Origin of the sequence: Streptomyces sp. BBFR51, from assembly GCF_044591655.1 — a bacterium.
In the GTDB taxonomy this organism is placed as follows: Bacteria; Actinomycetota; Actinomycetes; order Streptomycetales; family Streptomycetaceae; genus Streptomyces.
In genome coordinates, this window is sequence record NZ_CP172448.1 from 7,154,974 (window position 1) to 7,179,187 (window position 24,214).

The following is a 24,214-nucleotide window of genomic DNA, read 5'->3' on the forward strand; positions in this document are numbered from 1 at the left end:
CGACGTCCACGATGGCGGCTCCGCGCTCCTTCGTCTGGACCCGCCGCGTCTTCCTCACCCTGCTCACCGGCTTCGTCCTGCTGCCGGTGTACGTCATGGTCTCCAGCTCCCTGAAGCCGCTCGAGGACGTCTCCAGCCAGTTCCACTGGCTGCCGAGCAACCTGACCATCCGCCCGTACATCGACATCTGGTCGACGGTCCCGCTGGCGAAGTACTTCGTGAACTCGCTGATCGTGGCGGGCGCGGCGACCGTCTGCTCCGTCGTCATCGCGGTCTTCGCCGCCTACGCCGTCAGCCGCTACGAGTTCCGCGGCAAGCGCGTCTTCTCGGTGACCGTCCTGTCGACGCAGATGTTCCCCGGCATCCTCTTCCTGCTGCCCCTTTTCCTGATCTACGTGAACATCGGCAACACCACCGGCATCGCCCTGTTCGGCTCCCGCGGCGGCCTGATCCTCACGTACCTGACCTTCTCGCTCCCCTTCTCCATCTGGATGCTGATCGGGTACTTCGACTCGGTCCCGCGCGACCTGGACGAGGCGGCCCTGGTGGACGGCTGCGGGCCGCTGCGCGCCCTGTTCAAGGTCGTCGTGCCCGCCGCCGTCCCCGGCATCGTCGCGGTGGCGGTCTACGCCTTCATGACCGCCTGGGGCGAGGTCCTGTTCGCCTCGGTCATGACCAACGACGCCACCCGCACCCTCGCGGTCGGACTCCAGGGCTACTCCACGCAGAACGACGTGTACTGGAACCAGATCATGGCCGCCTCCCTGGTGGTGAGCGTCCCCGTGGTCGCGGGCTTCCTGCTCCTCCAGCGCTACCTGGTGGCGGGCCTGACGGCCGGAGCCGTCAAATGACCCGCATCCCCCCACCCGCTCCTGCCCAACCCGAAAGGACCTTCGTGACCATCGACTTCGCCGCACTCCCGGACGACTTCCTGTGGGGCACGGCCACATCGGCGTACCAGATCGAGGGAGCCGTGGCGGAGGACGGACGTTCGCCGTCGATCTGGGACACCTTCTCGCACACCCCCGGGAAGATCGACAACAACGACCACGGCGACGTCGCCTGCGACCACTACCACCGCACTCACGAGGACATCGGGCTGATGCGGCGACTGGGCACCAACGCCTACCGCCTCTCCGTCGCCTGGCCACGCGTCCTGCCGGGCGGCGACGGCCCCGTCAACGCCAAGGGCCTGGCCTTCTACGACCGGCTGGTCGACGACCTGCTGGCGGCCGGCATCACCCCCTCCGTCACCCTCTACCACTGGGACCTGCCGCAGGTGCTCCAGGACCGCGGCGGCTGGCCCGAACGCGCGACCGCCGAGCACTTCGCGTCGTACGCCTCCGTCGTCGCCGAACGCCTCGGCGACCGCGTCGACCACTGGGCCACCCTCAACGAGCCCCTGTGCTCTGCCTGGATCGGCCACCTGGAGGGCAAGATGGCCCCCGGCTGGACCGACCTCACGGCCGCCGTCCGCTCCTCCTACCACCTGCTCCTCGGCCACGGCCTGGCGATGGAGGCCATCCGTGCGGCGGCCCCGAACGCCCAGGTGGGCATCGTCAACAACCTCTCCACCATCCACGCCGCCACCGACCGCGACGAGGACCTCGCCGCCGCCCGCCGCATGGACGGCCACACCAACCGCTGGTGGCTCGACCCCGTCCACGGCCGCGGCTTCCCCGAGGACATGCGCGAGGTCTACGGCGTCGAACTCCCCGAGCAGCCGGGCGACATGGACCTCATCGGCGGCCGGCTGGACTGGCTGGGCCTGAACTACTACTTCCCCCAGACCGTCGCCGCCGATCCCACGGGACCGGCCCCCCACGTCCGCACCGTCCGCCGCCTCGGCGTCCCGCGTACCGGCATGGACTGGGAGATCGACGCCGGCGGCATCGAGGACCTGCTGCTGCGCCTGACCGAGGAGTACGGGGCGCGCAAGCTGTACGTCACCGAGAACGGCTCGTCGTTCCCCGACGTGATCCGCCCCGACGGCACGATCGACGACCCCGAGCGCCAGGAGTACCTGACGGCCCACCTCGCGGCCTGCGCCTCCGCGGCCCGCAGGGGAGCGCCGCTGGCCGGCTACTTCGCCTGGTCGCTGCTGGACAACTTCGAGTGGGCGTACGGCTACGACAAGCGTTTCGGCCTGGTGCACGTGGACTACGACACCCAGGTCCGCACGGTCAAGGGCAGCGGACGGCACTACGCCGACCTCATCCGCGAGGCCCGGGAGCGGGCGGGGGAGCGCGAGGCCGCCTGATCGCCCGGTGGGCGCGGACGCGGGAGTCCGCGCCCACCAGGGCGCGCGTTGCAGGTAAGTGACTGACAGGTGCATGACAGCAAGCGTCCGTCAACGGATCCCAACGTCCGGAGGAGAGCCGCATGACACCCCGCATCCCCCACATCCCCCGCACGCCCCGCACAGTCCTGACCGCTCTGACCGCGCTCGCCCTGCTCGCGGCGGGCCCGGTCCTCACCACCCCCGCCGCCGCCGAACCGTCCGCCGCGGCGGCAGCGGCCTGGGACACCGACCGCGCGGCCTCCGCGTACACCGCGAACCCCGCCGCGGTCACCGCCTCGGCCAGCGAGAACGCCGGCACCGCTCCCGGCCTGGCCTTCGACGGCAACGGCGGCACCCGCTGGTCCAGCGACTTCACCGACGGCGCGTGGATCCGCGTCGACCTCGGTGCGACGATCCGCGTCGACCGCGTGACACTGGACTGGGAGGCCGCCTACGGCAAGAGATACGTCCTGGAGGCCTCGAAGAACGGCACCGACTGGACCCCCTTCTACACGGAGACCGCGGGCACGGGCGGCTCGGTCACGGCGCACACCTACCCGCAGGAGGTGACGGCCCGCTACGTCCGCATGCGCGGCATCGAACGCGCCACCCCCTACGGCTACTCCCTCTACTCCTTCAAGGTCTACGGCGGCGAACCGGCCCCCGCGTCCACCACCCGCACCAACCTCGCCCTCAACCACCCGGCGTACACGAACGTCTACCAACACGCCGGCAACTCACCGGCGTTCGTCACCGACGGCGGCTGGCCGGCCGGCCTGAAGACCGACGCGACCCGCTGGTCCAGCGACTGGAACGCGGACCGCTGGGTCTCCGTCGACCTCGGCGCGACCTCGACCATCGACACGGTGGACCTGTACTGGGAGGCCGCCTACGCGGTCGACTACGAACTCCAGGTGTCGGACGACAACCGCACCTGGCGCACCGTGTACCGGCCCTCGGCGGACGAGGCCGCCGCCCGCCGGGCCGACGTGAAGTCCCCGGGCGAGGCGACGGGCCGGCACGACAGCGTCCGCCTTCCCCAGCCGGCCACCGGCCGCTACGTCCGCATGCTCGGCAAGGAACGCCGCTCCTTCTACAACCCGGCCCCGGCGACCGCCCAGTTCGGCTACTCCCTCTACGAGTTCCAGGTGTGGGGCACGGGAGGCAGCGCGGCGGCGGCGTACCCGGCGCTGCCGGGCGAGCAGTCCGGCGCGTACCGGACCACGTTCTTCGACGACTTCACGTCCGGATCGCTGGACCGCGGCAAATGGCGGGTCGTACGCACCGGCACGGAGATGGGCTCCGTCAACGGCGAGTCACAGGCGTACGTCGACTCCGCCGACAACATCCGCCTCGAGAACGGCGCCCTCGTCCTGCGCGCCAAGTACTGCAAGGGCTGCACCACCCCGGCAGGCGGCGGCACCTACGACTTCACGTCCGGCCGCATCGACACCAACACCAAGTTCGACTTCACGTACGGCAAGGTCAGCGCCCGCATGAAGTTGCCGGTCGGCGACGGCTTCTGGCCCGCGTTCTGGCTCCTGGGCAGCAACGTGGACGACCCCTCGGTGTCCTGGCCCGCCTCGGGCGAGACCGACATCATGGAGAACATCGGCTACGGCGACTGGACCAGCACCGCCCTGCACGGCCCGGGCTACTCGGCGGACGGCAACATCGGGGCGCGCCAGGTGTACCCGGGAGGCGGCCGGGCCGACCAGTGGCACACCTACGCGGTGGAGTGGACTCCGACCGGCATGAAGTTCTACGTCGACGACCAACTGGTCCAGGAGACGACGCGCAACAAGCTGGAGTCGACGCGCGGCGCATGGGTCTTCGACCACGACCAGTACGTGATCCTCAACCTCGCGCTGGGCGGCGCGTACCCCGCCGGCTGGAACCAGGTCACCAGCCCCTACTGGGGGCTGCCGCAGTCCAGCGTGGACCGGATCGCCGGCGGGGGAGTACAGGCCGAGGTGGACTGGGTGCGGGTGGAACAGAAGGGGTAGCCACCCGCCGCCCGTCAGGCGCCCTTCCGCCCCACCGCGCCGTAGATGCCGATCGGCGGGGCGTCGGGCCGCCGCACCTCGTCCGGGCGCCAGTCGGTGACCCGGACCAGGCCGGGATCGACCAGGGTGAAGTCGCCGAAGAGGTCGAGGACCTCGGCGTGCGGGCGCAGGTTCATGGACGCGGTGGCGCTCTTGTAGACGGCCGCCGCGTCCTCGCGCCGGTCCTCGTGGACGTCGCCCGTCGCATGCGACAGCACGAGGTACGAGCCGGCGGGCAGCGCGTCGCGCAGGGTGGCGACGATGCCCGCCGGGTCCTCCGCGTCGGAGACGAAGTGCAGGACGGCCACCAGCAGCAGCGCCACCGGCCGGTCGAAGTCGATGACCCGGCGCACCTCGGGATGGTCGAGGATCGCACGCGGGTCGCGCAGGTCGGCCAGGACGACCGCGGTGTCGGGGTCGTCCGACAGCGCACTGGAGTGGGTGCTGACGATGGGGTCGTTGTCGACGTAGGCGACCCGGGTCCCCGGAGCGACGGCCCGCGCGATCTGGTGCACGTTGGGCTCGGTGGGCAGCCCCGTACCCACGTCGAGTATCTGGCGCACGCCGCCCTCGGCGACCACGTGCCGGACCGCGCGGTGCATGAAGTGCCGGTTGGCGAGGACACCCTCCCGCACCTCCGGAGCCGCCTTCATGAACTCTTCGGCGGCCCGCTGGTCGACCTCGTAGTTGTCCTTGCCGCCCAGGAAGTAGTCGTACATCCGGGCAGGGTGGGGCCTGCTCGTGTCGATCCGGTTCGGGTGGGCGGCGCTCTCGCCACCACTCAGGGAGGTCATGCAGCCTGACTCCGTCCTCAGCTCGCGGGCCACCCACGGCACAGGCGTGGCCGGTGACAGTCGGGACATCATCTTGGCATGCCCGCGGGCGCACCCCCACTGACCAGGGCGGGATCCGGTTAGGCTGGCGACCGCGCATGCCTTGACTGTTTCGGAGGAGGGTCCTGTGACCGCCGGTATACCCAGACCCCGCATCGACACCAGCAAGCCCCACCCCGCACGCGTCTACGACTGGCTGCTGGGCGGAAAGGACAACTACCCCGTCGACCAGCGGGTCGGCGAGACACTCCCCGAAGAGGCGCGGGGCAACGCGGCACGCAACCGGGCGTTCATGCACCGCGCGGCAGCCTGGCTGGCGCAGCGCGGTGTCGACCAGTTCCTCGACCTCGGCACGGGCATCCCCACCGAACCCAACCTGCACCAGATCGTCCAGGCGATCAGACCCGACGCCCGGATCGTCTACGCGGACAACGACCCGATCGTCCTGCGCCACGCGGAGGCGCTGCTGACCAGCAGCCCGGAGGGTGCGACCGACTTCCTCCACGCGGACGTGCGACAGCCCGCCGCCATCCTCGAACACGCCGGTGCAGTCCTGGACTTCGGCCGCCCCGTCGCCCTCTCCCTCATCGCCCTCCTGCACTTCCTGCCCGACGACGAGGACCCGTACGGCCTGGTGCGCACCCTGGTGCGGGCGCTCCCCTCCGGCAGCTTCCTGCTCCTCTCGCACGGCACCGCGGACCAGCACCCGGAGCTGAAGCGGGAGACCGAGGCCGCGTACAAGAAGGGCGCGATCCCGCTGCGGATGCGTACCCGCAGCGAGGTGGAGCCCTTCTTCGAGGGACTGGAACTCGTCGCACCCGGCCTGGTGTTCGCCACCGAGTGGTACCAGGAGGAACCGGCACCGGCGCGGGAACGCAGCGGCTTCTACGTCGGCGTCGCCCGGGTCCCCTGAGCCGCCGCGGCCCGGAGACCGCCTTGACGCGAGCCGGAACCGGCCGATACTTGTGCGCAGCATGGGTCGGTCGGTGTCCGTGGTCGGCGCGAGGCGGGACAGATGAAGAAGAGACTGTGTGCCACGGGTGCCGTCCTCGGCGTCCTCACCACGCTGGCCGCGCTGCCGTCGGTCGCCCAGGCGTCGTCCGCGCCCCCTGGTTCGCACCCGTCGTCGGTCCGGCCGACCCTCCCGCTGGGCCCCACAGGCCTCCCCGAGAGACGCACGACGACCACCCTCCAGCGGGGCGTCACCCTCACCCGCATCGTGCGCGGCATCACCGACGACCCGGCACTCCACTGGACCGTCGAGGTCTCCATCCCCGGCGGCGACACCTCACCGGACCCCGACGCCCCGCCGACGACCCTCAAGGACAGGGCGAGCGCCGACGAACTGGCCGCCGATCTGCGCGGCGACGGCTTCGACGCCCGCGTGGAGGAGGTGACGACACCGGCCACGGCCGACTACACCGGCGGCACCCTCGGCTGGCGGGTCCGCATCGGAACGTTCGACTCGCAGGCCACCGCGACGACCGAACGCACCCGCCTGAGGGCGGCCGGCTACACGGGAGCCGCCGTCTACACCGGCTGGGACGGCGAGGCCACCGACCGCGGCCCGTGGCACGTGGACGTCCTCACCATCGACCCGCGCGTCTTCCGCGGCAGCCTGGACGCGTCGTACGGCCCGGACCTGGAGAACCGCGAGACGACCACCCAGCTCTCGGCGTCCGCCGGCGCCACCGCCGCGGTCAACGCCGGCTTCTTCGTCCTCGACCCCAAGGCGGGCGCTCCGGGCGACCCGGCCGGAGTGGGCGTCTACGACGGACGCCTGCTGAGCGAACCGGTGGCCGGACGCCCCAGCCTCGTCGTCCACGACGACGGCCGCCGCACCCGGATCACCCGCCTCACCTGGCAGGGCCGGGTCACGGGCCGCACCGCCTCCCTGCACCTGAACGGCATCAACCGAGTACCGGGCCTGATCAGGAACTGCGGCGGCACCGAGGGCGACACCCCGACGTCCCTGCCGCTGCACGACATCACCTGCACCAACCCCGACGAGCTGGTCACCTTCACCCCGGCCTACGGCGGACACACACCCCAGGGCGAGGGCCTGGAAGCCGTACTGGACGCCCACGACCGGGTCGTGGAACTGCGCTCACCACGAGGCGGCACACTCCCGCCGGGCGGCAGCTCCGTCCAGGCGACGGGCGAACGCGTCGCCGACCTGACCGCCCAGGCACGCGTCGGCGACCGACTGCGCGTGCGCACGACCCTGCTGGACGAACGCGGCCACCGCGTCTCGCCCTCACCCCGCACCGACATCGTCAACGCCGGTCCCGAACTGGTCCGCGACGGCCGTGTCCACGTCACCCCCGCCACCGACGGCATGGTGCACCCCGACGACCCGAGCTGGTACTACGGCTGGGTCCACAAACGCAATCCACGCACCCTCGCCGGGGTCGACGCCGCGGGCCGCACCGTACTCGTCACCGCCGACGGACGCAGCACGGACTCCCTCGGCCTCAGCATCGGCGAGAGCGCCCGGGTCGCGAAGTCACTCGGCCTGCGCGAAGCGGTCAACCTGGACGGCGGCGGCTCCACGACGATGGTGGCCAACGGCGCCGTGCTCAACACACCGTCGGACGCCGCGGGCGAACGCCCGGTCGGCGACGCCCTGTTGATCCTGCCGCGCAGGCAGGCCCCCTGATCCGTGCGCGCCACCGACTGACGCACGACCCCGAAGTCCCCCGCACCACCGCGTGACGACCAGCAACCCACCCCAGGGAGCCGCCGTGTTCGCGAACGTGTCCACCGTCCTGGGCCCCCTGCGGGCCAGAGTCCTCCTCGTCCTGGCCCTGCTGCTGGCCGTCCTCACGCCCACCGCCCCCGCGGCACTGGCCGCGGGCAATCCGCACGCCGCCCGCCCCGGCGCCGAAGTCGTCGCCGTCACCCAGGTCGCGGACCGGCAGGTCGACCTGTCGGTGCGCTCGGCCGCCCTGGGCGGGCGTACGGTCGACGTGCGCCTGCTCACCCCCGACGGCTGGAACCCGCACGACCGGCGCCACCGACAGCACTGGCCCACCCTCTGGCTCCTGCACGGCTGCTGCGGCGACTACACGTCGTGGACGAGCATGACGGACGTGGCGGAGATCGCCGACCTGCGCGACGTCCTCGTCGTCATGCCCGAGGCGGGCTGGAACGGCTGGTACAGCGACTGGTGGAACCACGGCAAGGGCGGCGACCCGGCGTGGGAGACCTTCCACACGAAGGAACTGCGCCGCCTCCTGGAACGAGACTGGGGCGCGGGCAGCGACCGTGTCGTCGCCGGCCTGTCGATGGGCGGTCAGGGGGCCTTGTCGTACGCCGCCCGGCACCCCGGCATGTTCAAGGCGACGGCGGCCTACTCCGGCTCCGCCCACCCCCTCCTCAACGACGAGTCGGTCAACCGCATCATGGGCTTCTTCGCCGGCCAGGACACCGATCCGCTCCGCGTCTGGGGCGACCCGGTGGCCCAACGCCGGATCTGGGAGTCCCACGACCCCTTCCACCTCGCCAAACGACTCAGGTCGATCCCCGTCTACCTGTCCTGCGGCGACGGCACCACCGGCCCCCTGGACCCACCCGGCACCACCAGCGCCCTGGAGGCCGACTTCAACCGCCAGAACCACGCGCTGGCGGACGAACTGCGCCGCGTCGGCGCGCGGCACGTGACCACCAACTTCTACGGCCCGGGAACCCACGGCTGGGCGTACTGGGAACGGGAACTGCACGCGTCGCTGCCGATGCTGCTGGGGGCGCTCGGGAAGAACGGCTGAGCGGGACCGCCCCGTCGAGGCCGGTGGCCGCCGCTGCGGCGGCGGCCGTGAACGGGACCGGAACGAGCGGACCGTTGACGCGGCGAGGGCCGGGTCATCCACCCAACTGCACGAGGATGTCCGAGAGTTCGCGCACGCGTGGGTGGCTCGGCCCATGTGTGCTCCGGTAGCCGTCGATCGCGTCGCGCAGCAAGGGAACCGCCTCCTGGGGGCGGCCCTGGTTGGCCTTCGTCGCCGCCAGGTCGACCTGCACGCCGAGAGTCGTGGAGTGCCGGGGACCGAAGACCCGTCGGCAGCCCTCGAGCGCTTCGGTGAGCAGCCTCTCGGACTCGGTGACCCGGCCCAGCTTGCTGAGCACGGCGGCGTAGTTGCGTCTGGCCGTCCAGGTGCTCTGGTGATCGGCGCCCTGCTGCCGCGACCGGGCCTCGACCAGGTGGCCGTACATCTCCAACGCCTCGGCGTGTTTGCCCTGGTGGGTGAGTACGGCGGCGAGGTTGTGCCGCACGGTCATGCTCAGGTCGGTCGTGCCGTCGATGTCGGCCAGCATCGCCTGGTACATGCGTTCCGCCTCGGCGAGCCGGGCAGGGGAGCCCCGCAACGATCCCGCCAGGGTGTTCCTGCTGCTCAAGGTGTCCGGATGGGCGGCGCCGAGCGTGCGGGTACGGCGGAAGACCGTGTCCCGCATCAGCCCCTCCGCCTCCTCCCTGCGACCGAGGTCGAGCAGGACTCTCGCCAGGTTCGACGCGATCTGCAACGTCTGCGCGTCGTCCTGGCCGCGCAGCCGCTCCCACCCCGACAGGGCCTCGCGCAACCACTCTTCGGCGCGTGCGGGATTGCCGCCGTCCTGCAGAATTCTGGTCAGGTCGTTCAACGTCAGCAGCTTGTTCTCCTGGTCGTCCGCGCGGGCGGCGGCCAGCCACTCCAGCAGTTCGACGGCCTCGTCCTGTCTGCCGGGTTGCTCGCCCAGCGCCACCGCGTACACGTGCAGGGCGTGCAGGGTCTCCGGGTGGTTCGGGCCCAGTTCCTCGCGTTTGCGCTGGAAGTCGAGCCCGTGTGCGTACTCCGCCGTCACCGACAGCCTGATCTCGACCAGGGGCACATCACCTCGCCGCTCGGTCACATCGATCTCGGCGCTGCCGAAGTCCCCGACGTAGTGGTCGGTGGTCTTCGGCTTCTTCCTCCAGAACGGCATGTCTCTCCCTGCCTCGGTCGGTCGCATCCCGCCGCGGACACGTCGCCGGTCACCGACCGGAATGGAGGTACGCGGCCCACAGCGTCGGGGTCCTGTCGAAACGCTCGCGGCAGCGGTGTACCGCGTGGTGCAGCGCCGTCGCGACGTTCTCGCCCGCCGAGACGCCCTCGTGCAGGTCCACGGCGACCATCCGGGCGACGAGGTCGTTGACCTGCCACAGCGTGCCGACGACCTGCGGGTATCCGGCGAGTTGGAACGCCGACACCAGGTGCAGGCTCTCGTCGGGGACCCGGCGGGCGCCGAGGGACGTCTCGCACGCCGACAGCACCGCGAGCCGTACACCGGACAGGTCGAGCGCTGACACGTCCAGCACCGAGAGCGGCCCGTCGTGCAGCAGCAGATGACCGGCCGAGGGATCGTCGGGATCGCTCGCCGCGTGACAGGCGAAGTGCGCCGAGGTGTGGGACGTCAGTGCGGCGCGGACCGAGTCGGCCGTCGCCTTCGCGCCGTCCAACCGCGTGGCCCGGGTCAGTGCCGCGATCCTGCTCGCCTCCCGCCCCACACCGCGCAGTGGCCGCGCCCCCGCCGCGTCCTCCACCGCCACCACCACCAGATCGTCGCCCGCTCGCGTGTGCCGCGCCCTGGCATGCCGCAACGCCCGCAACGTCGGCGTGTACGACGACACCACCCGGTCGAGGACGGACGTGCCGTCCGGGAAGCGGCCGGCCGCGTGGACCGGGAGCAGCGCCAGCTGTCCCACCGGCGACCACCACAGACGCGGCCAGGCATCTGCCGGCGGGGACGTGTACCCGAGTCGCTGCAGCACGGGTCCGGTGACGAAGTCCCACAGCCATCCGAGCACTCCCTCGGCGGTGGCCTGGGCATCGGTCTCGCCCGCACCCGGCCGGGCGGAGTCGGCCAACGCGGTGCCGAAGACGGCTGCCTGGCCCGCCACGGAGTCCGGCGTCACTCCCGGCAACTCGACCACGGTGACCCCCGATGGACGGATGATCAACGCGTCACTGCGGTACCTACTCACGTTGATCAGTACCACCGGCCCCTCGGCGGCGCATTCCAGCAGCTCGTCGAGGTCCGGCGGAGCGAGGAAGTCCGCGAACCCCGGCAGCGCCCGCGCTTCGTCGAGCAACTGCCGCAACCGGACGTCCAGGTCGTGCCGTTCGTCCGCCGCGGCACCCATGAGGTGCCCGGCCGGAGGCAACCGGTCGAACGCGGCGCCCAGTCGTTCCGCGAGCTCGGGCGCCACCGCGTGCAGGCGGGATAGATCGCTGCGGCTCTGCAGCACCTGTCCGCCGAGCACACCGCGGCCGAGTTCGAGCAGACGCACCGCCGTCTCCGGATCATTCGCCTGCAAGGCGCTCGCGGCCGCGTCGGCGGCGAGCCCGTCGAGCTCCGCCAGCAACCGCTGCTGGTCCACGCGGGCAAGACGTCGCGGCGCCACGAGCGGCAGCAGGCCGACCGCCAACGCGTAGGCGTCCCGGGCCCGGTCCCACCGTCCCGCCTCGGCCTCGGTGTGTGCCCACAAGCGTGCGGCCCTGGTCCGCCCCAGAGGCTGAAGCGCCTCGATCTCCGCCGCCTCGCGGAAGGCGCGGCCCGCGGAGGCCAGAGTCCCGGGGTCCAGGGTGAGTTCGTACTGGGCGTACAGGACGCCGCCGTGGTTGAGCTGGGTCTCGCCGCGCTCCGTCGTGTCGGGAGCACTCGCCCGGGCAGCGCTGCCCAGCGCCGTGACGGACCGACGCAACGCCTCCGGGCTGCCCCTGAACTCGTACTCGGAGAACCAGACCCGGCCAAGGTTGCCCAGCGCCACCGCGTGGGTCCGTTCGCCGTACGGCACCGTCTCGACGACCTCGGTGTACGCGGCGATCGCCTGGCCCAGGTCACCCTCAAGCCCCGTGTGCAGGAACCGTTCGTTGTGCAGCAGCCCCAGCAGCAGAGGGATCATGCCCAGCCCGCCGCCCCCGCCACGCGTGGACCGGCCGATCTCCACGGCCTGGTCGAGCACGTCGATCTCGCCGGTCTGTGCGACGAGGTCCTGCACGGCGATCAGATAGTTCTCGCAGCGGTTCTCCCACACATGCTCATCGGGCCCCGTCGCCTCGAGCACCTCGCGCAACAGGGCCACGCCCTCCCGCAACGCGGCGACGTCACCGGTCTTCCTGCCGCGGTCCCGCAACGCGGCGGCGAGGTCGACCTTGTGGCCCAGCAGTGCGCGCGAGGCGCTCGGTGTGCGCGCCATCGCGTCCCGCAAGTGCCGGACGGCGGTCTCCCGCACCGCCTCGTCGCCGGTGTGTTCCGCGGATCGCTGCAGTACGTCGCCCAACTGGTTCAGCCGCACTGCGTAGTTCGGGTCGTCCACGGGCGTCGCGAGGACGCTTTCCTCCAGCACGCGGGCCGCGTCGACGAGTACGGCGTGGTCCTGGGTCAGCTCGTACCGGATGTGCAGGGCCTTGCCCAGCACGTACTGGGCAGCCGGTACGCGCGGCAGCCGTGCCGCCGACTCGACCGCCTGAGTCGCGTACGCGGGGTCGCGGGTGTGCTCGGCCAGAAGGATCAGCGTCTCCGCCCGCACCATCGCCGCCACCAGCCGGTTCTCCCCGTCCAGCAGCGGGATCGACGCGTCGCACCCGGCCAGGGACTCGTGCAGCGAGGACACGTCGCCGAAGTGCAGGAAGTGGTCGTGCAGCAATGAGCTCAGGCCGACCCGCAAGGGATGCCTGATCGGGTGATCCGGCACGTATCCGATGGCGGTCCGCAACTGCGCGATCCCTTCCAGCAGGTCGGCCGGATCACCGGTGTGCCGGTGGCGGTCGCGCAACGCCATGGCCAGGTCGTTCATCGCGTTCACCGAACCCCGCGCCGCCTGGCGCCTGTTCCGTTCGATCTCACTGTCGAAGGGTGTCGGGTTCGTCACTCCGCACGTATCCTCACTGCGATGACCGCAGACCAATTGGCCATACTCTGTCAACGTCTGGCCGACGATACCGACGCGGTACGTACCTCGCCAGAGGTCGGGGCGCTCGCCCAGTCGATCGTCGGCCGGGTGCGCGACGGCGTGGCACTCGACGAACTTGACGACGCCTTGGACGAGTTGGAGATGCGGCTGCTGAGGGCCGGGCACGCGGCGGGGCTGAGTCCGGTCCGTTCGTACGAGCGGTTTCCCGGCGCGGGCGACGGGCACCGCGTGCTCGAGGTGCTCGCGTGCCCCGCCGGTGTCTGTGCGCGACTCGAGGCGCCGGGCACGGAGCCGGTGGTCTGTGCGGCGCTCCGGCAGCCGATGGTGGTCACGAGGCTGCGGTCGTGACCAGGTTCCTCGAGGCACTGGGCGGGAAGCTGGCTGAGCGCTGGATCGCCCTGATGCTGGGGCCGAGTGTGCTGTTGATGAGCGTGGCCGCCGTCGGCGTGACGCTCGGACACCGGCGCTGGCACGACATCGGCCTGCTGCTCACCCGGCTCAACGAGTTGTCGGCCGAGCCCGCGTTGCGCAACACCGGAACGCTCGTCCTCCTCCTGGCCGGCCTGCTGGCCGCTTCGGCGGGTCTGGGGCTGGCCGCCACCGGGCTGGGCGTGACGGTGGAACGGCTGTGGCTCGCGACCCGGCCCCGTTGGCTCGCCGACCGGCGCCGACGGAGGTGGGACGACGCACACGCGGCGTTCAACGATGCCTTGCTGGAGGCCGCCAGGGCCGAGGGCACTCCCGGAGCGGCGGCACCGGCACCGGCAGCGGCGTCGGCAGTGGCAGCGGCAGCACGGGCCCGGGAGCTCAACGCCCGGCGCAACCGGATCGGTCTCACGGCGCCGGACCATCCCTTCTGGCTCGGCGACCGCATCGCCGCCGTCGACACACGCGTCTGGAGGGCCTACAGGCTCGACATCACCGTCGCGTGGCCTCGTATCTGGCTCCTTCTGGCCGAGGACGTGCGCGCCGAGATCGTCGCGTCCCGCGCGAGGCTCGCCGCGGCGGCGAGACTGATGGCGTGGGCCGTCGGATACGTCGCCGTGGGCGCCGTGTGGTGGCCGTCGGCGGTTGCCGGTGCCGTCGCGGCCGCCACCGCGTGGCGTCGGGCGCGGATCGCGGGCGTGGCGTTCGCGGAGCTGTCCGAGTCGGCCGTCGACCTGCACGGCCGACAGCTCGCGGAAGGCCTCGGCATCGCCTGCGAAGGGGCGCTCACCGAGGACGTGGGTGCTGAGATCACGACAGTGCTGAGGAAACAGACATGAGCTTGTTCCGCCGCACATCCGAGCCCACGCCGGCCGACGAGGCCGTCCTGGTGATCGACCAGCACGCGCTGCCCTACCGGTCCCCGCACTGGTACGGCGAGGCTAACTACCACATCCGGGTCTTCCGTCCCGGGAACGTACGGAGGCCGATCGTCGTCATGGGCGACCTGGCCAACGTCCCCATCGCCTCGATCTCCAACAAGTGCCCGGAGGTCACGGCCATCGTGGCGGACCTGGTGCTCGGCCGGCCCGGGGTTCACCCCAGCCGGCTGGACGACCTCGCTCGCTGGGTCACCTACTTTCCCGCCACCAAGTTCGGCGAGTCGTTCACCGAGGTGCACAGTTTCGACGTGGTGCCCGATTACGAGCCGCAGCTCGTCACCAACAGGCACAGACACCTGCGTCGCGAGGACGCCGAGGAGCTGGTCGGCGGGCCCCTCCGCGCGTGGCAGCAACGCCATTACACCGTCGCGAAGCTCCAGCGCCGTGGCGTCCGCGTGATGCGGGTGCACTCGGCCGGCTAGGCGCCCGTTGCGAAGGTGCCCGTTGCGAAGGTGCCCGTCCCAGGGGTGATGACGGAGGGTCCCGTGGGCACGGAGGGCCTCCTGCGCACGGAGGGCCTCCTGGGCTCAGAACACCCACCGCGTATGGCTGTAGACCCCGTCGTCCCGGCCGAAGCCGTACGCGGTTGCCGGGGCCACCGCGAAGAGCACCGCGTCTCCCCTCCGGATGGCGTCCCCGATCCCGTGGAAGGTGCCATCGGGCGAGGTGATGTGCGGCCCGGACTTCGCCTCGTACGCCGCGATCACCTCCTCCCGTACCGCCGGATCGCCGACCGGTTCGGCCTCGCCCTCGACGACCAGGTCGAACCCCTCGGTGAGTGCGTTCCCACCCGTGAGCAGCGCGCAGTGCGCATCGTGCGACAGGTTCCTCGCCTTCTGCTCACCCGGACCGGTGGAGAAGTACAGCACTCCGTCGTGCCACGCCGCGATCACCGGCGTGATGTGCGGTCTGCCGTCGGGCCGCACCGTGGACACCCAGAAGATCTCGGCCGCCTCCAGGTGCCGCTCGGCCTCGGCCCACTCGGTGGCCGTGACGTCCCCGGCGCCCGGCCGGGGATTGAGTGCGGAGCTGTAGCGGGCGTCGAGCTCGGTCGTGGGTTGCTCAGCGACCGGTCGCTGCATGGACATGGCAGACCTCCCTGCTCTCCTGCCCCTAACGACTTCCGGCCCGCTCCGAAATCATCGGTACGCCCGATCGGGTGTCGAGGACGCGCACGAGGGGGCGCCGGGGGCGCCCCGGCGGGCCGTGGCGAGGAACGGCTCCAGAAGCGCGAGCAGCCTTTCGGGCCGGTGCAGCGGGATGATGTGCCCGCAGTCCTCGATCACATGGCCGACGAGCTGATCGGTGACCGGCCGCAGCTGCCGTTCGAGGGCCCTGCCCACCGGATGGGCGCCGATCGCCATGGTCGGGACGGTCAACCGCCCCCCGGCGACAGCCTCCTGAATCTGCTCGCCGCTCGCGGGCAGTGCCCGGTAGTACGAGAAGGCACAGCGCAGCGCCTCGGCGCCGGTGTACGCGCGGACGAAGGCGTCCCGGACAGCGGGCCGCACGCCCTCCCCGAGAGATCCCGTGCCGAGAAACCAGTCGATGTACTGCGCCTCGTGCCCGGTCAGCACCGTCTCCGCGAGGCCGGGCACCCCATGGAAGCCGAACCACCAGGGCGCCCCCCGCGCGAGAAACTCCTCGGCTCCCGGCAGCCCGCCCAACAGCGACTCCATGACCACGAGCTGCCGGACGAGGTCGGGCCGGCGCATGCCGAGCAGAAACGCCGGAGGGGTCCCGGCGTCGATGCCCACGACAGCCGCCGAACGCTCACCGAGAGCGTCCAGCAACGCCTCGGCGTCGGACGCGAGCGTGCCGGCGTCGTACCCGTCCGTCGCGCGCGTGCTCGCCCCCGCTCCTCGCGCGTCCGGTGCGATCACTCGATGGTGCTCGGCAAGGCGGTCCATGACATGGGTCCACAGTTGCCAGGTGTGCGGGAAGCCGTGCAGCAGCAGCACCGCGGGACCCTCACCGCGAAGGGCCACGTTGAGATCGACACCGTTGACCGTGACGCGCCGCAGTTCCACCCCGGACGGGAGTGGATCGCAGGCATGATGCGAGGCGACGGGCAAAAGACCCTCCCTAGTGGTTACCAATGGTGACAGCAAAACGATAGGTAACTAGGGTGAGGGAGCCAAGACCGCACTTCTGCCACAGGTGGTGAGTTCCAGGTGACCTCCTCGACGTCACGCTCCCCGAAGGGTCCTCGGGGAGACCTGTTCGACCCGCAGTGCCCCACCCGCCGCCTGCTCGACCGGATCGGCACCAAATGGACCTCCATGGCCGTGAAGGTGCTGGCGGAGGCGTCCCCGGAGGAGGTGCGTTTCGCGGAACTGCAGCGCAGGATGACCGGCATCTCGCAGAAGATGCTGTCGGTCACCCTTCAGGGCCTCGCCCGCGACGGCCTGGTCGGCCGCCGGGTGGAGCCGACTGTCCCGCCGCGCGTGTACTACCGCCTCACCCCGCTCGGCCTGACCCTGGAAGAGCCGCTGGCCGCACTCCGCGAGTGGGCCGAGGCACACATGCCCGAGGTGGACCGCGCCCAGGCCGGGTACGACCACTCCTGTTGACGCGATCACCGCACCGCCAGATCCTCGGCCAGTTCGCCGCGCCAGTCGTCGCTGAGCCGGTGGTGCACGATCGTCGCCGCGGCGACGGGCAACGGCAGCTGGAGGAAGCGGCGCAGCGCGTCCGCCGCGTCGGCGCGGAGCTGCCAGGCATGGAAGTCGTCCCGGGTGGCGGGGAATTCGGGCGCGTCGCGGTCCCGCCGCCAGGACGGTTCCAGTGCCGGCCGGGCCGCCGCGGCCTCGGCCTGGAGCGTGCGCATGCGCAAGTCCAGTGCGCCGTCCTCGACGAACTCGGGGGTCTCACCGAGGTCGACGGCGTCCAGCGTCCGCGGCACCTCGGGGAAGGTGTCGAGCCCTGTCTCCGCGGCGAGTCTGCGCAGTTGCGCGGCCATCGCCGCACGCAACCGGGGTGCGGGCGTCCGCTCGACCAGGGCGCCCAGATCGAAGTGGCGTATGTGTGTGGGCGGACGCAACGACCACTCGGGAATGTCCTCCAGCACCGGCAGGACGAGGCCGCTGGGCAGTGACTCGTCGAGTGCGTGCTCGAGGGCGTCGAGGTCGAAGTCGATACCGAACCCGCCCCGCAGGGTGGCGAGCAGGTCCGCGTACGCGGCGATCGATCCCGGCCACGGATCGACACCGATCGACTGCACGTGCGTGCCGTCCGGCAGCCGTACGTAGTCCGTCCGCGGTGACGAGACAAGGCGGTCCTGGGCGCCCTGGGCGTACGGGACCCCGTCGGCGTACACCGTGAGGCGTACCTCCGGCCCCTGCTTGGTGAGGGCCACGATCCGGGTGTCCCGGGCCAACCTGCGCAGTACCTCCGGGCGGGTCAGCTGCTGGGTTCCGGCGCCCTGCATCAGCAATCCCCAGTCCCCGCACCGGCCCGCCCGCACCAACGGCCGGGAGGCCGCCCAGAGACTCGCCGCCGACCGCTCGGCCTGCGCGTGAGACCGCACGCGGATCGTCTCCCGCTGCACCACCCCCACACGCGACAGCAGTTCCTCCGCCGTCACGCCCTCGGCGAAGACCAGGTCCGGCCGGCGGGGCTCGGGTTCCCGGGGATCCACCAAGGTGAGCGTCGCGTACATGCCGCTCTTCGGCGGCTCCGGCTCCGGCTGCGGACGTACGGGTTCGGGCTCCGGCTCGGGCATCCGCGCGCCAAGGCCGAGCAACGATGCGGGGTCCGCCTTGACGGTGGGCGTGGCCTCCTCCCAGACCAGCGTTCCGTCGAACGCCAGCGGAACCCGGCCCGAGATCGGCAGCCGCCGTTCCAGAGCGTCGGCGAACGCCGACAGCACCGCACGCAGTGAGGCCCAGTCGGTGAACGAGGCGGCGTCCTCGTTGAAGTAGTGTCCGATGCGTCCGTAGTCGTCCCCCGCGCGGCACGTCAGAAACAGACCGTCCTGTGCGTCCCAGACGACACCGTGGGTGATCAGCAGCCACTCGTGACGCCAGTACGCGTTGAGTTCGTGGTCGTCCGCGTCCTCGTCGTCGTACAGATCCTCGACGTCCTCGCCGACGGACCGCAGGAACAGAGCGTTCGTCACGATGTCCGCCACGCCGGCGAACGGCCCGTCGAGCGCGAACACCGGCGCCCCCTCGCTCAGCTCGACACCGTCGTGGCAGCGCAGCGACGCCACCAGCTCGGGATGGAACGCCACCCCGAGCCGCTGCTCCGCGTCCGCTATCTCGCCAGGGGAAGCGGGCGGGCGCAGCAGTGCCCGGCTCACTGGGGCGTGCTCCGAGAGCCAGGCGTCGATACGCGCCCACGAGTCCTCGACGGTCGGCGACGGGGGCGGGTCGGCTGCGGAAGGGGGCGACGTCATGCGATCACGATAGGAGCGACCACTGACATCACCCGGTGGACGGGTGTGGACGGGTAGCACAGCGCCCCGACGAGGGCTCCGAAGGCCGCCGTGTTCGTCTCCAGCGAACTCGGCGTGATCTGCGGCCGGTCAGCGCCCGGCGGCCTCCCACCACACCAGATTGGCGGCCGCCTGGGCCACCGGCTCGATGATCTCCCAGGCCTCGGCGATCAGTCCGTCGTCGATCCGCCAGATGTCGACGACCGCGATCTCCGGCCCGGCATCGGGGAGTTGTCGGCGCGAGTGCATCACGACGTGATCTCCCTCGGCCAGCAGGTGGTGGACCTCGACCCGCATATCGGTGAGCGGGATGAGTGCCGCCTGCACGGCGGCGAGCCATTCCGTTTTGGTCGAGGAGATCGAGTCGGGCCTGTGATGGACGAAGTCATCGCTCAGCAACGGTTCGAGCCCGTCGACACTCCCCGTCTTGATCAGTTCTGCCAGTGCCTGTTGAACGACGCTCTTGGTGTCCGTGGTCATGGACGCAGTGTTTCCGGGGTCGCGACGGTTGTCGATGAAGTCCGACTTCATGGCGTGCGGGCCGGGGTTGAGTACTCTCGACAACCGTGCGAACGGTCGGGGAGCTCATACGGCAGTGGCGGCATCGCCGACGACTCAGCCAACTTGACCTCGCGCTCGCTGCCGACGTCTCGGCTCGTCACGTCAGTCTGATCGAGACAGGCAAGTCCAACCCGAGCGCCGACATGGTCCTCCGGCTCGCGGACCAGCTGGACGTGCCGCTGCGTGATCGCAACCGGCTCTTGCTCGCGGCCGGCTTCGCACCCCGGTATGCGGAGCGGCCCCTCGACGACGACGCGCTGTCGGCGGCCCGGGACGCGGTCGAGAGGGTGCTCCGCGCACATGAGCCCTACCCGGCGGTGGCCTTCGATCGCCGCTGGGACATCGTGATGACCAACCGCGCCCTCGAGCCGTTCTTCGCGGACGTCGATCCCGACCTGCTCAAGCCGCCGATGAACCTCGTACGGCTGGGACTGGATCCCCGCGGGTTCGCCCCTCTGGTCGTCAACCTGGCCGACGTGCGTGCGGTGTTCCGCTCCCGGATCAGGCGTCAGCTCGCCGTCGCTCCCGACGGCGAACTCACCGCGCTCTACGAGGAACTACTGGAGTCCAACTCCGAAGACACGTCGAGGCAATCCACCGAAACCGACGTCGTGATCCCGATGATCCTTCGCTTCGACGGACGAGAACTGCGGTTGTTCTCCACCATCACCACGTTCGGTACCCCGATGGACATCACGCTGGACGAGGTCGCGATCGAGTTGTACTACCCGGCGGACGCCGAGAGCGCCTCGTACTTCGAGGAGTCCAAGGCTGCGCTCGAGCAGCCACCTGCCGCCGACCGGCGCGGAACGGATGGCCCGTGATCTGCTCAGGAGATGACGCACATTGGAGCATGGTTTCGCCGGGGGCCGGGAGTCTCTCGTAGTCGCGGGCCACCAGGGACTGTCACCGCTGCGACTACCGCGAGGGTTTACCCCTTCCAAAACCAGGGACTGACGCTCGGATTCGTTGCTGAGGGAAGAATCCCGAGAGAACGACGTCACCGTGGCATCGACCGTCAAAAGGGGAAGTCTGTGAAGCGACGCGTACTCGGGCTGCTTGGCGCGGCCTTCAGCACGGTACCTGCCACGCCGACTCGGGCGGCACTCTCATCGAGTGCGAGGGGAAATGGCACTGCGGGCACGTTTTGACCCGACGGCCTTCGGCGGGTCGGTGGTCTGCTTGCCGAGCGTTACGCCCGGGACGACGGGCGCGGGGGTTTCCGGCCGCCGAGGCGACGGGTACGGGCCCGTTGAGCCGACCGGCAGCGTGAACGGGCAGACGTGGTTCGCCTGTTGCCATGGCCGTGTTGGGCGGGTAGTGGTGGGAGGGGGAGAAACGCGTGGCGCCGACGTCCCGACTGTGACCGGTGTGTCACCCGAGGTGACGCCGGTACGGCAGACTGCTGTACGTGACGGGTGAACCGGTACGTGACAAGGGATCAGGGCAGCTTCGAGCGGCCTGGTCGACACGGGCGTCATCGGCCCCGCAGACGGGACGCGACGCGTTGCAGGGGGACTGGCATGACGACGACCGCTTCACCGGACGGGACTCCGGAGCCGCAGCCTGAGGACGGCGGCGGAAGCCCCGCCGAGCCCACCGGGCAGCACGCGGACGCGGAATCGGACGCGGAATCGGACGCGGAATCGGACGCGAACACGACCCCACCGCCCGCCGACCCCGCGCCGCCCTCACCGCAGCCGCCCACCAACGGGGGAGACCGCCCCGACGGGACCCTCGAGGTGCTCGTCTCCGACGTGCTCGGGGTGGACCCCGAGGCTTCCCGGCGCAAGAAGCTCCGCTGGCTGCTGGTGAAGGCGGGTATCGGTCTCCTGGGCGTCATGGGCACGGTGTTGGTGGCGTACCTCATGATCAAGCCGAGCGCGATCAGGGAGAACGACACCAACACGGGTATCGACGCGGCCAAGACCCCGTTCACGGTGTCGGTGCGGCCGGAGGAGGGCGAGCCCCCGACGTGGGCGATGGTCCTCGACCGGGAACTGACCGCCGACGAGGCGCGGAAACTGACGACCGGCGACCCCGGTTCTGCCTTCTCCTACCTGAAGGGGCTGGGCGGCCGCCCGCTCGTGTACGCGTCCGTGATGGAACACGCCCCCGATCGGTACAAGCGTCACACTTCGGACGGCCGCCTGGAACTCACCGACGCGTTCAAGATGACAGTGCTGAGCACCCGGTCCTCCGCCGTCGTCATCGACGGCTGGAAAACCACCGACATCACGTGCCGCAAGAGCACCGCGCGGACCGTCGTCGCCCTTCCGCCGCAAGGCGGAGCCGCCTATCAGGGCATCCGGCTCCACCTTCCGCCCCGCGCCGACGAGCCCGTGCTCACCGACGACGCCGAGGGACAGGGCGAGTCCTACTTCGGCACCCACTACATCGAGGTCGGAGGCGGCCAGCCCTCCGGCGGCCTCAGGGTGGAGGCGATCGCAACACCGGGACAGTCGTGCGAGTGGGGTGTCAAGGTCCACTACAACGACTCCTACCAGAAGGGCGAGTGGCTCCAGCTGAAGGACGACGAGGGCAAGCCGCTGCGCATCCGTACAGAGTCCGTCCCGGCGAACCTCCGACAGAAGTGGGTCTTCGGTTCCGTCGCCTGGACGCCGTGTCACAAGAACCCCAAGGGGCCGTTGTGCGACCTGGTCTGACGCGCAAGGCGGTGGCTTGCCTCGCCCTGGTCGTTCTGTGCGTCCAGGGGTGCAGCGGTCAACCGGCCGAGGACGAGCCGGCCTCGAAATCCTCGGCACCCGTGGCGCCCTACCTGGGCAACCGGGGATACGCCCTCCCTGACAGCCCCTTCACCCGCGAAGACACGGTCGTCACCGCCACGTGCGGCATGGGCGCGCGCTACGCCGCCGTCACCCTCCGGGCCTGGGACGCCGAGTCGTGGCAACCGCGCGCCGAAAGGACGTTCCCCATTCCGAGCGACGCCGCCTTCACGAACTATGCGGGCGTGAAGGCGGTCAACAGTCCACTCGTAGACCTCTGCGGCATGAACCCGGACAACCCGTCCCCCTACAAGGTGGCCACCCTGGAGTACATGGCACCCCGGGTTCGTGCGCTCTTCGACCTGGCGTTCACGCGCATGGCAGTGGTCCTCCGCGACCCCGGCAACAAAGAGGTCTCTCACGTCGGTTACGTGGTGAGCGGCGCCGACCTCGACGAAGTCGTGCGGTTGAGCGACGCGACAGGTGACGACGAACAGAACGCGGTGATGTCGCCGGACGGGCGCAGCGTGTGGTTCACGTACAGCGCACCGGCCGGCGGGCAGAGGATCGGCTCCCGGTCCACCGAGGGCGCACACCGTCTGTCGGACGAAGGGCCGGCCGCCGGGCACGGACTGCCCCTGACCGTCATGGGCAAGCCCCCACGGGCCGTCCAGGCGGACACGGTCCACCTGGCACCGGGCGGCCGGCGGCTCACCGCCAAGGCACCGAAGGTCTTCGGGAACGTCTTCGACACCTGGAACTCCTCAGGAGCGCTCACCTCCCGCTCGGCGCACCGGGCCACCCTGCTCAGCGGGTGCGTCGGCGTCGTCGGCTGGACCGGCGACGACCGGGTGCTGTGCCGCACCTCGAGCGGCACCTTCCGGATCATGGACTCCCGTACCGGCCGCGCCTCGGACGCCCCGCTCAGCGTGGTCGGCCCGCAGGACGGGACCGTCGCGGAGGGGATGCTGGTGTCGCCGGACGGGAAGTATTTCCTCGTCGCCGTCCACCCGCCCAACGCCCGGCGGAGCGACGACGACTACGCGTATCGGAAGCCCGACCACAGGGTGGTGCCGACCACGGAGGAAGGGGCGGCGACCGGCGTGGTCAGCGATCTCCTGGACACCTACACGCTGTTCCTGAGCTGGTCGTAGAGATGGGTGCGGCTGGCGGATGCCTGCCCGGTGGCGGTCGGCCCTTTCGCGCGGCGCCGGGGCGCCGCGCGCCCCGCCACCAGACGCGCGAGGCCGTATCCACGAAGACCGGGGACCTACAGGGACTGCACGCTGATGGACGACGGCCCGTCCGAGCGGGCGTAGATGAGGCACGGTCCGGTCAACGGCGCCTCACGCCGCCATGGCCCGACGTGGTTGGCCAGCTCGTCGAGGAAACCGTCCCTACTCCCGCTCAAAGGTGTCGACGAGGAAACAGCCGCCGTCCTCGGACCGCGGGTCGCCCTCGTGGCAGAGCGAAGCAACCCCCGGGGGCCAGAGCGCTCGACACCGCGGTCGCCTCGATCACCCCCGGCCCGTCCGCCCGCACTCTGAGTGCCCGCACCGTCCGGTCGTCGGCGTTGACCAGAGCAGGCAGGCGAAAGGCCCGTCGGTGTAGACGAGTTGGCTTCGAGAGTGCAGGCCGGCGTCCAGGGCGTCCACGACGAAGTGGCCTCGTCCCTGATGGGTGATGTCCAGGATGACCGGCTCCGTAAGCGTCGTCATCCGTGCGACCTGGTCACTGTCGCCGCTGATCCGCTGCAGCACCGGGCCACCTGCGGTGAGCAGTCGAGGTGCCTGTTCGGGCAGGCTCTCACTCTTGGCGACGCCGGAGAGCGGCACCACACCTACGGGCCGCTGCCCCGATCCCGCTGGAACCATTTCATCGGCCCCCTGTTCACATCTGTGCGCAGTAGGCCACCCAGGATGGACGGGTCGTCTGGCCGCGGACAGCGAGCAGGGACGCCGATCGTCGCGTCACCGGGCGGTTGCCCAGGTTCGGCCGGCTGCTCCCTCCTCCATCCCGGCCTTCGTGATCCT

At 70.8% G+C, this 24,214-nt stretch carries 21 protein-coding genes; 13 read left to right on the forward strand and 8 right to left on the reverse strand.

Annotation, left to right across the window (positions count from 1 at the left end):
* Positions 1 to 11 precede the first annotated feature (11 nt).
* The 3 genes from ACGH7X_RS32555 (at position 12) to ACGH7X_RS32565 (ending at position 4,287) form a co-directional block, all read left to right on the forward strand.
* The gene (locus ACGH7X_RS32555; protein WP_399897490.1) at positions 12 to 851 is read left to right on the forward strand and encodes a carbohydrate ABC transporter permease; all 840 of its coding nucleotides are present in this window, start codon (positions 12 to 14) and stop codon (positions 849 to 851) included.
* The gene (locus ACGH7X_RS32560) at positions 848 to 2,260 is read left to right on the forward strand and encodes a GH1 family beta-glucosidase (RefSeq protein ID WP_399892041.1); all 1,413 of its coding nucleotides are present in this window, start codon (positions 848 to 850) and stop codon (positions 2,258 to 2,260) included. The genes ACGH7X_RS32555 and ACGH7X_RS32560 overlap by 4 nt, the downstream gene beginning before the upstream one ends.
* A 122-nt stretch (positions 2,261 to 2,382) precedes the next feature.
* The gene (locus tag ACGH7X_RS32565) at positions 2,383 to 4,287 is read left to right on the forward strand and encodes a discoidin domain-containing protein (RefSeq protein WP_399892044.1); all 1,905 of its coding nucleotides are present in this window, start codon (positions 2,383 to 2,385) and stop codon (positions 4,285 to 4,287) included.
* A gap of 14 nt (positions 4,288 to 4,301) precedes the next feature.
* Here ACGH7X_RS32565 and ACGH7X_RS32570 read toward each other — a convergent pair whose 3' ends face one another.
* Positions 4,302 to 5,120, reverse strand: coding sequence for an SAM-dependent methyltransferase (locus ACGH7X_RS32570; protein ID WP_399892047.1), 819 nt, complete (start codon positions 5,118 to 5,120; stop codon positions 4,302 to 4,304).
* 166 nt (positions 5,121 to 5,286) lie between these two features.
* On the opposite strand from ACGH7X_RS32570, the gene ACGH7X_RS32575 reads away from it, so the two are divergent.
* The 3 genes from ACGH7X_RS32575 (at position 5,287) to ACGH7X_RS32585 (ending at position 8,926) form a co-directional block, all read left to right on the forward strand.
* The gene (locus ACGH7X_RS32575) at positions 5,287 to 6,072 is read left to right on the forward strand and encodes an SAM-dependent methyltransferase (RefSeq protein WP_399892049.1); all 786 of its coding nucleotides are present in this window, start codon (positions 5,287 to 5,289) and stop codon (positions 6,070 to 6,072) included.
* 102 nt (positions 6,073 to 6,174) lie between these two features.
* Positions 6,175 to 7,818, forward strand: a complete 1,644-nt coding sequence (locus ACGH7X_RS32580) for a phosphodiester glycosidase family protein (protein ID WP_399892052.1) — start codon at positions 6,175 to 6,177, stop codon at positions 7,816 to 7,818.
* 85 nt (positions 7,819 to 7,903) lie between these two features.
* Positions 7,904 to 8,926, forward strand: a complete 1,023-nt coding sequence (locus tag ACGH7X_RS32585) for an alpha/beta hydrolase (protein WP_399892055.1) — start codon at positions 7,904 to 7,906, stop codon at positions 8,924 to 8,926.
* Positions 8,927 to 9,020: 94 nt separating this feature from the next.
* On the opposite strand, the gene ACGH7X_RS32590 is transcribed toward ACGH7X_RS32585, so the two are convergent.
* Positions 9,021 to 10,118 carry a tetratricopeptide repeat protein gene (locus tag ACGH7X_RS32590; RefSeq protein WP_399892057.1) on the reverse strand — a complete coding sequence of 366 codons (1,098 nt, stop codon included), beginning with the start codon at positions 10,116 to 10,118 and terminating at the stop codon, positions 9,021 to 9,023.
* Positions 10,119 to 10,167: 49 nt separating this feature from the next.
* A complete protein-coding gene (locus ACGH7X_RS32595) occupies positions 10,168 to 13,047 on the reverse strand; it encodes a CHAT domain-containing protein (RefSeq protein WP_399892060.1) in 2,880 nt (959 codons plus the stop codon).
* Between the two features lie 21 nt (positions 13,048 to 13,068).
* Between ACGH7X_RS32595 and ACGH7X_RS32600 the strand changes: the two genes are divergently transcribed.
* The 3 genes from ACGH7X_RS32600 to ACGH7X_RS32610 are packed head-to-tail and all read left to right on the forward strand — an operon-like array spanning position 13,069 to position 14,878.
* Positions 13,069 to 13,437, forward strand: coding sequence for a hypothetical protein (locus ACGH7X_RS32600; RefSeq protein WP_399892063.1), 369 nt, complete (start codon positions 13,069 to 13,071; stop codon positions 13,435 to 13,437).
* A complete protein-coding gene (locus tag ACGH7X_RS32605; RefSeq protein WP_399892066.1) occupies positions 13,434 to 14,354 on the forward strand; it encodes a hypothetical protein in 921 nt (306 codons plus the stop codon). Before ACGH7X_RS32600 ends, ACGH7X_RS32605 begins: the two co-directional genes overlap by 4 nt.
* A complete protein-coding gene (locus ACGH7X_RS32610; RefSeq protein WP_399892069.1) occupies positions 14,351 to 14,878 on the forward strand; it encodes a hypothetical protein in 528 nt (175 codons plus the stop codon). The genes ACGH7X_RS32605 and ACGH7X_RS32610 overlap by 4 nt, the downstream gene beginning before the upstream one ends.
* Positions 14,879 to 14,983: 105 nt before the next feature.
* On the opposite strand, the gene ACGH7X_RS32615 is transcribed toward ACGH7X_RS32610, so the two are convergent.
* Positions 14,984 to 15,544: a pyridoxamine 5'-phosphate oxidase family protein gene (locus tag ACGH7X_RS32615; protein ID WP_399892072.1), complete on the reverse strand. Its 561-nt coding sequence runs from the start codon at positions 15,542 to 15,544 to the stop codon at positions 14,984 to 14,986.
* 51 nt (positions 15,545 to 15,595) lie between these two features.
* Positions 15,596 to 16,486 carry an alpha/beta fold hydrolase gene (locus ACGH7X_RS32620; protein ID WP_399892075.1) on the reverse strand — a complete coding sequence of 297 codons (891 nt, stop codon included), beginning with the start codon at positions 16,484 to 16,486 and terminating at the stop codon, positions 15,596 to 15,598.
* Between the two features lie 144 nt (positions 16,487 to 16,630).
* Here ACGH7X_RS32620 and ACGH7X_RS32625 point away from each other — a divergent pair, with 144 nt between their 5' ends.
* Entirely contained in the window at positions 16,631 to 17,029 is a 399-nt protein-coding gene (locus ACGH7X_RS32625; RefSeq protein ID WP_399892077.1) for a winged helix-turn-helix transcriptional regulator, read from the forward strand.
* A gap of 5 nt (positions 17,030 to 17,034) precedes the next feature.
* Here ACGH7X_RS32625 and ACGH7X_RS32630 read toward each other — a convergent pair whose 3' ends face one another.
* Both ACGH7X_RS32630 and ACGH7X_RS32635 read right to left on the reverse strand, forming a co-directional pair.
* Complete coding sequence (locus tag ACGH7X_RS32630) at positions 17,035 to 18,855, reverse strand: SMI1/KNR4 family protein (protein ID WP_399892080.1); 1,821 nt, start codon at positions 18,853 to 18,855, stop codon at positions 17,035 to 17,037.
* 129 nt (positions 18,856 to 18,984) lie between these two features.
* Positions 18,985 to 19,374: a nuclear transport factor 2 family protein gene (locus tag ACGH7X_RS32635; protein ID WP_399892083.1), complete on the reverse strand. Its 390-nt coding sequence runs from the start codon at positions 19,372 to 19,374 to the stop codon at positions 18,985 to 18,987.
* An 86-nt stretch (positions 19,375 to 19,460) separates the two neighbouring features.
* On the opposite strand from ACGH7X_RS32635, the gene ACGH7X_RS32640 reads away from it, so the two are divergent.
* The 3 genes from ACGH7X_RS32640 to ACGH7X_RS32650 all read left to right on the forward strand — a co-directional run bounded on the left by ACGH7X_RS32640 (position 19,461) and on the right by ACGH7X_RS32650 (position 23,335).
* Positions 19,461 to 20,279, forward strand: a complete 819-nt coding sequence (locus tag ACGH7X_RS32640; protein ID WP_399892086.1) for a helix-turn-helix domain-containing protein — start codon at positions 19,461 to 19,463, stop codon at positions 20,277 to 20,279.
* A gap of 699 nt (positions 20,280 to 20,978) precedes the next feature.
* Complete coding sequence (locus ACGH7X_RS32645; protein ID WP_399892089.1) at positions 20,979 to 22,121, forward strand: hypothetical protein; 1,143 nt, start codon at positions 20,979 to 20,981, stop codon at positions 22,119 to 22,121.
* Positions 22,122 to 22,222: 101 nt separating this feature from the next.
* Entirely contained in the window at positions 22,223 to 23,335 is a 1,113-nt protein-coding gene (locus tag ACGH7X_RS32650; protein ID WP_399892092.1) for a hypothetical protein, read from the forward strand.
* 363 nt (positions 23,336 to 23,698) lie between these two features.
* Here the strand turns inward: ACGH7X_RS32650 and ACGH7X_RS32655 are convergent, their stop codons facing one another.
* Positions 23,699 to 24,055, reverse strand: a complete 357-nt coding sequence (locus tag ACGH7X_RS32655) for a hypothetical protein (protein ID WP_399892095.1) — start codon at positions 24,053 to 24,055, stop codon at positions 23,699 to 23,701.
* Positions 24,056 to 24,214: the final 159 nt, after the last annotated feature.

Bases quoted from the DNA above. Each gene is read 5' to 3' on its own strand.
- ACGH7X_RS32555 (WP_399897490.1), top strand. From the start codon at position 12: ATGGCGGCTCCGCGCTCCTTCGTCTGGACCCGCCGCGTCTTCCTCACC.
- ACGH7X_RS32560 (WP_399892041.1), top strand. From the start codon at position 848: ATGACCCGCATCCCCCCACCCGCTCCTGCCCAACCCGAAAGGACCTTC.
- ACGH7X_RS32565 (WP_399892044.1), top strand. From the start codon at position 2,383: ATGACACCCCGCATCCCCCACATCCCCCGCACGCCCCGCACAGTCCTG.
- ACGH7X_RS32570 (WP_399892047.1), bottom strand. From the start codon at position 5,120: ATGACCTCCCTGAGTGGTGGCGAGAGCGCCGCCCACCCGAACCGGATC.
- ACGH7X_RS32580 (WP_399892052.1), top strand. From the start codon at position 6,175: ATGAAGAAGAGACTGTGTGCCACGGGTGCCGTCCTCGGCGTCCTCACC.
- ACGH7X_RS32590 (WP_399892057.1), bottom strand. From the start codon at position 10,118: ATGCCGTTCTGGAGGAAGAAGCCGAAGACCACCGACCACTACGTCGGG.
- ACGH7X_RS32600 (WP_399892063.1), top strand. From the start codon at position 13,069: ATGACCGCAGACCAATTGGCCATACTCTGTCAACGTCTGGCCGACGAT.
- ACGH7X_RS32610 (WP_399892069.1), top strand. From the start codon at position 14,351: ATGAGCTTGTTCCGCCGCACATCCGAGCCCACGCCGGCCGACGAGGCC.
- ACGH7X_RS32615 (WP_399892072.1), bottom strand. From the start codon at position 15,544: ATGTCCATGCAGCGACCGGTCGCTGAGCAACCCACGACCGAGCTCGAC.
- ACGH7X_RS32630 (WP_399892080.1), bottom strand. From the start codon at position 18,855: ATGACGTCGCCCCCTTCCGCAGCCGACCCGCCCCCGTCGCCGACCGTC.
- ACGH7X_RS32635 (WP_399892083.1), bottom strand. From the start codon at position 19,374: ATGACCACGGACACCAAGAGCGTCGTTCAACAGGCACTGGCAGAACTG.
- ACGH7X_RS32645 (WP_399892089.1), top strand. From the start codon at position 20,979: ATGACGACGACCGCTTCACCGGACGGGACTCCGGAGCCGCAGCCTGAG.
- ACGH7X_RS32655 (WP_399892095.1), bottom strand. From the start codon at position 24,055: ATGGTTCCAGCGGGATCGGGGCAGCGGCCCGTAGGTGTGGTGCCGCTC.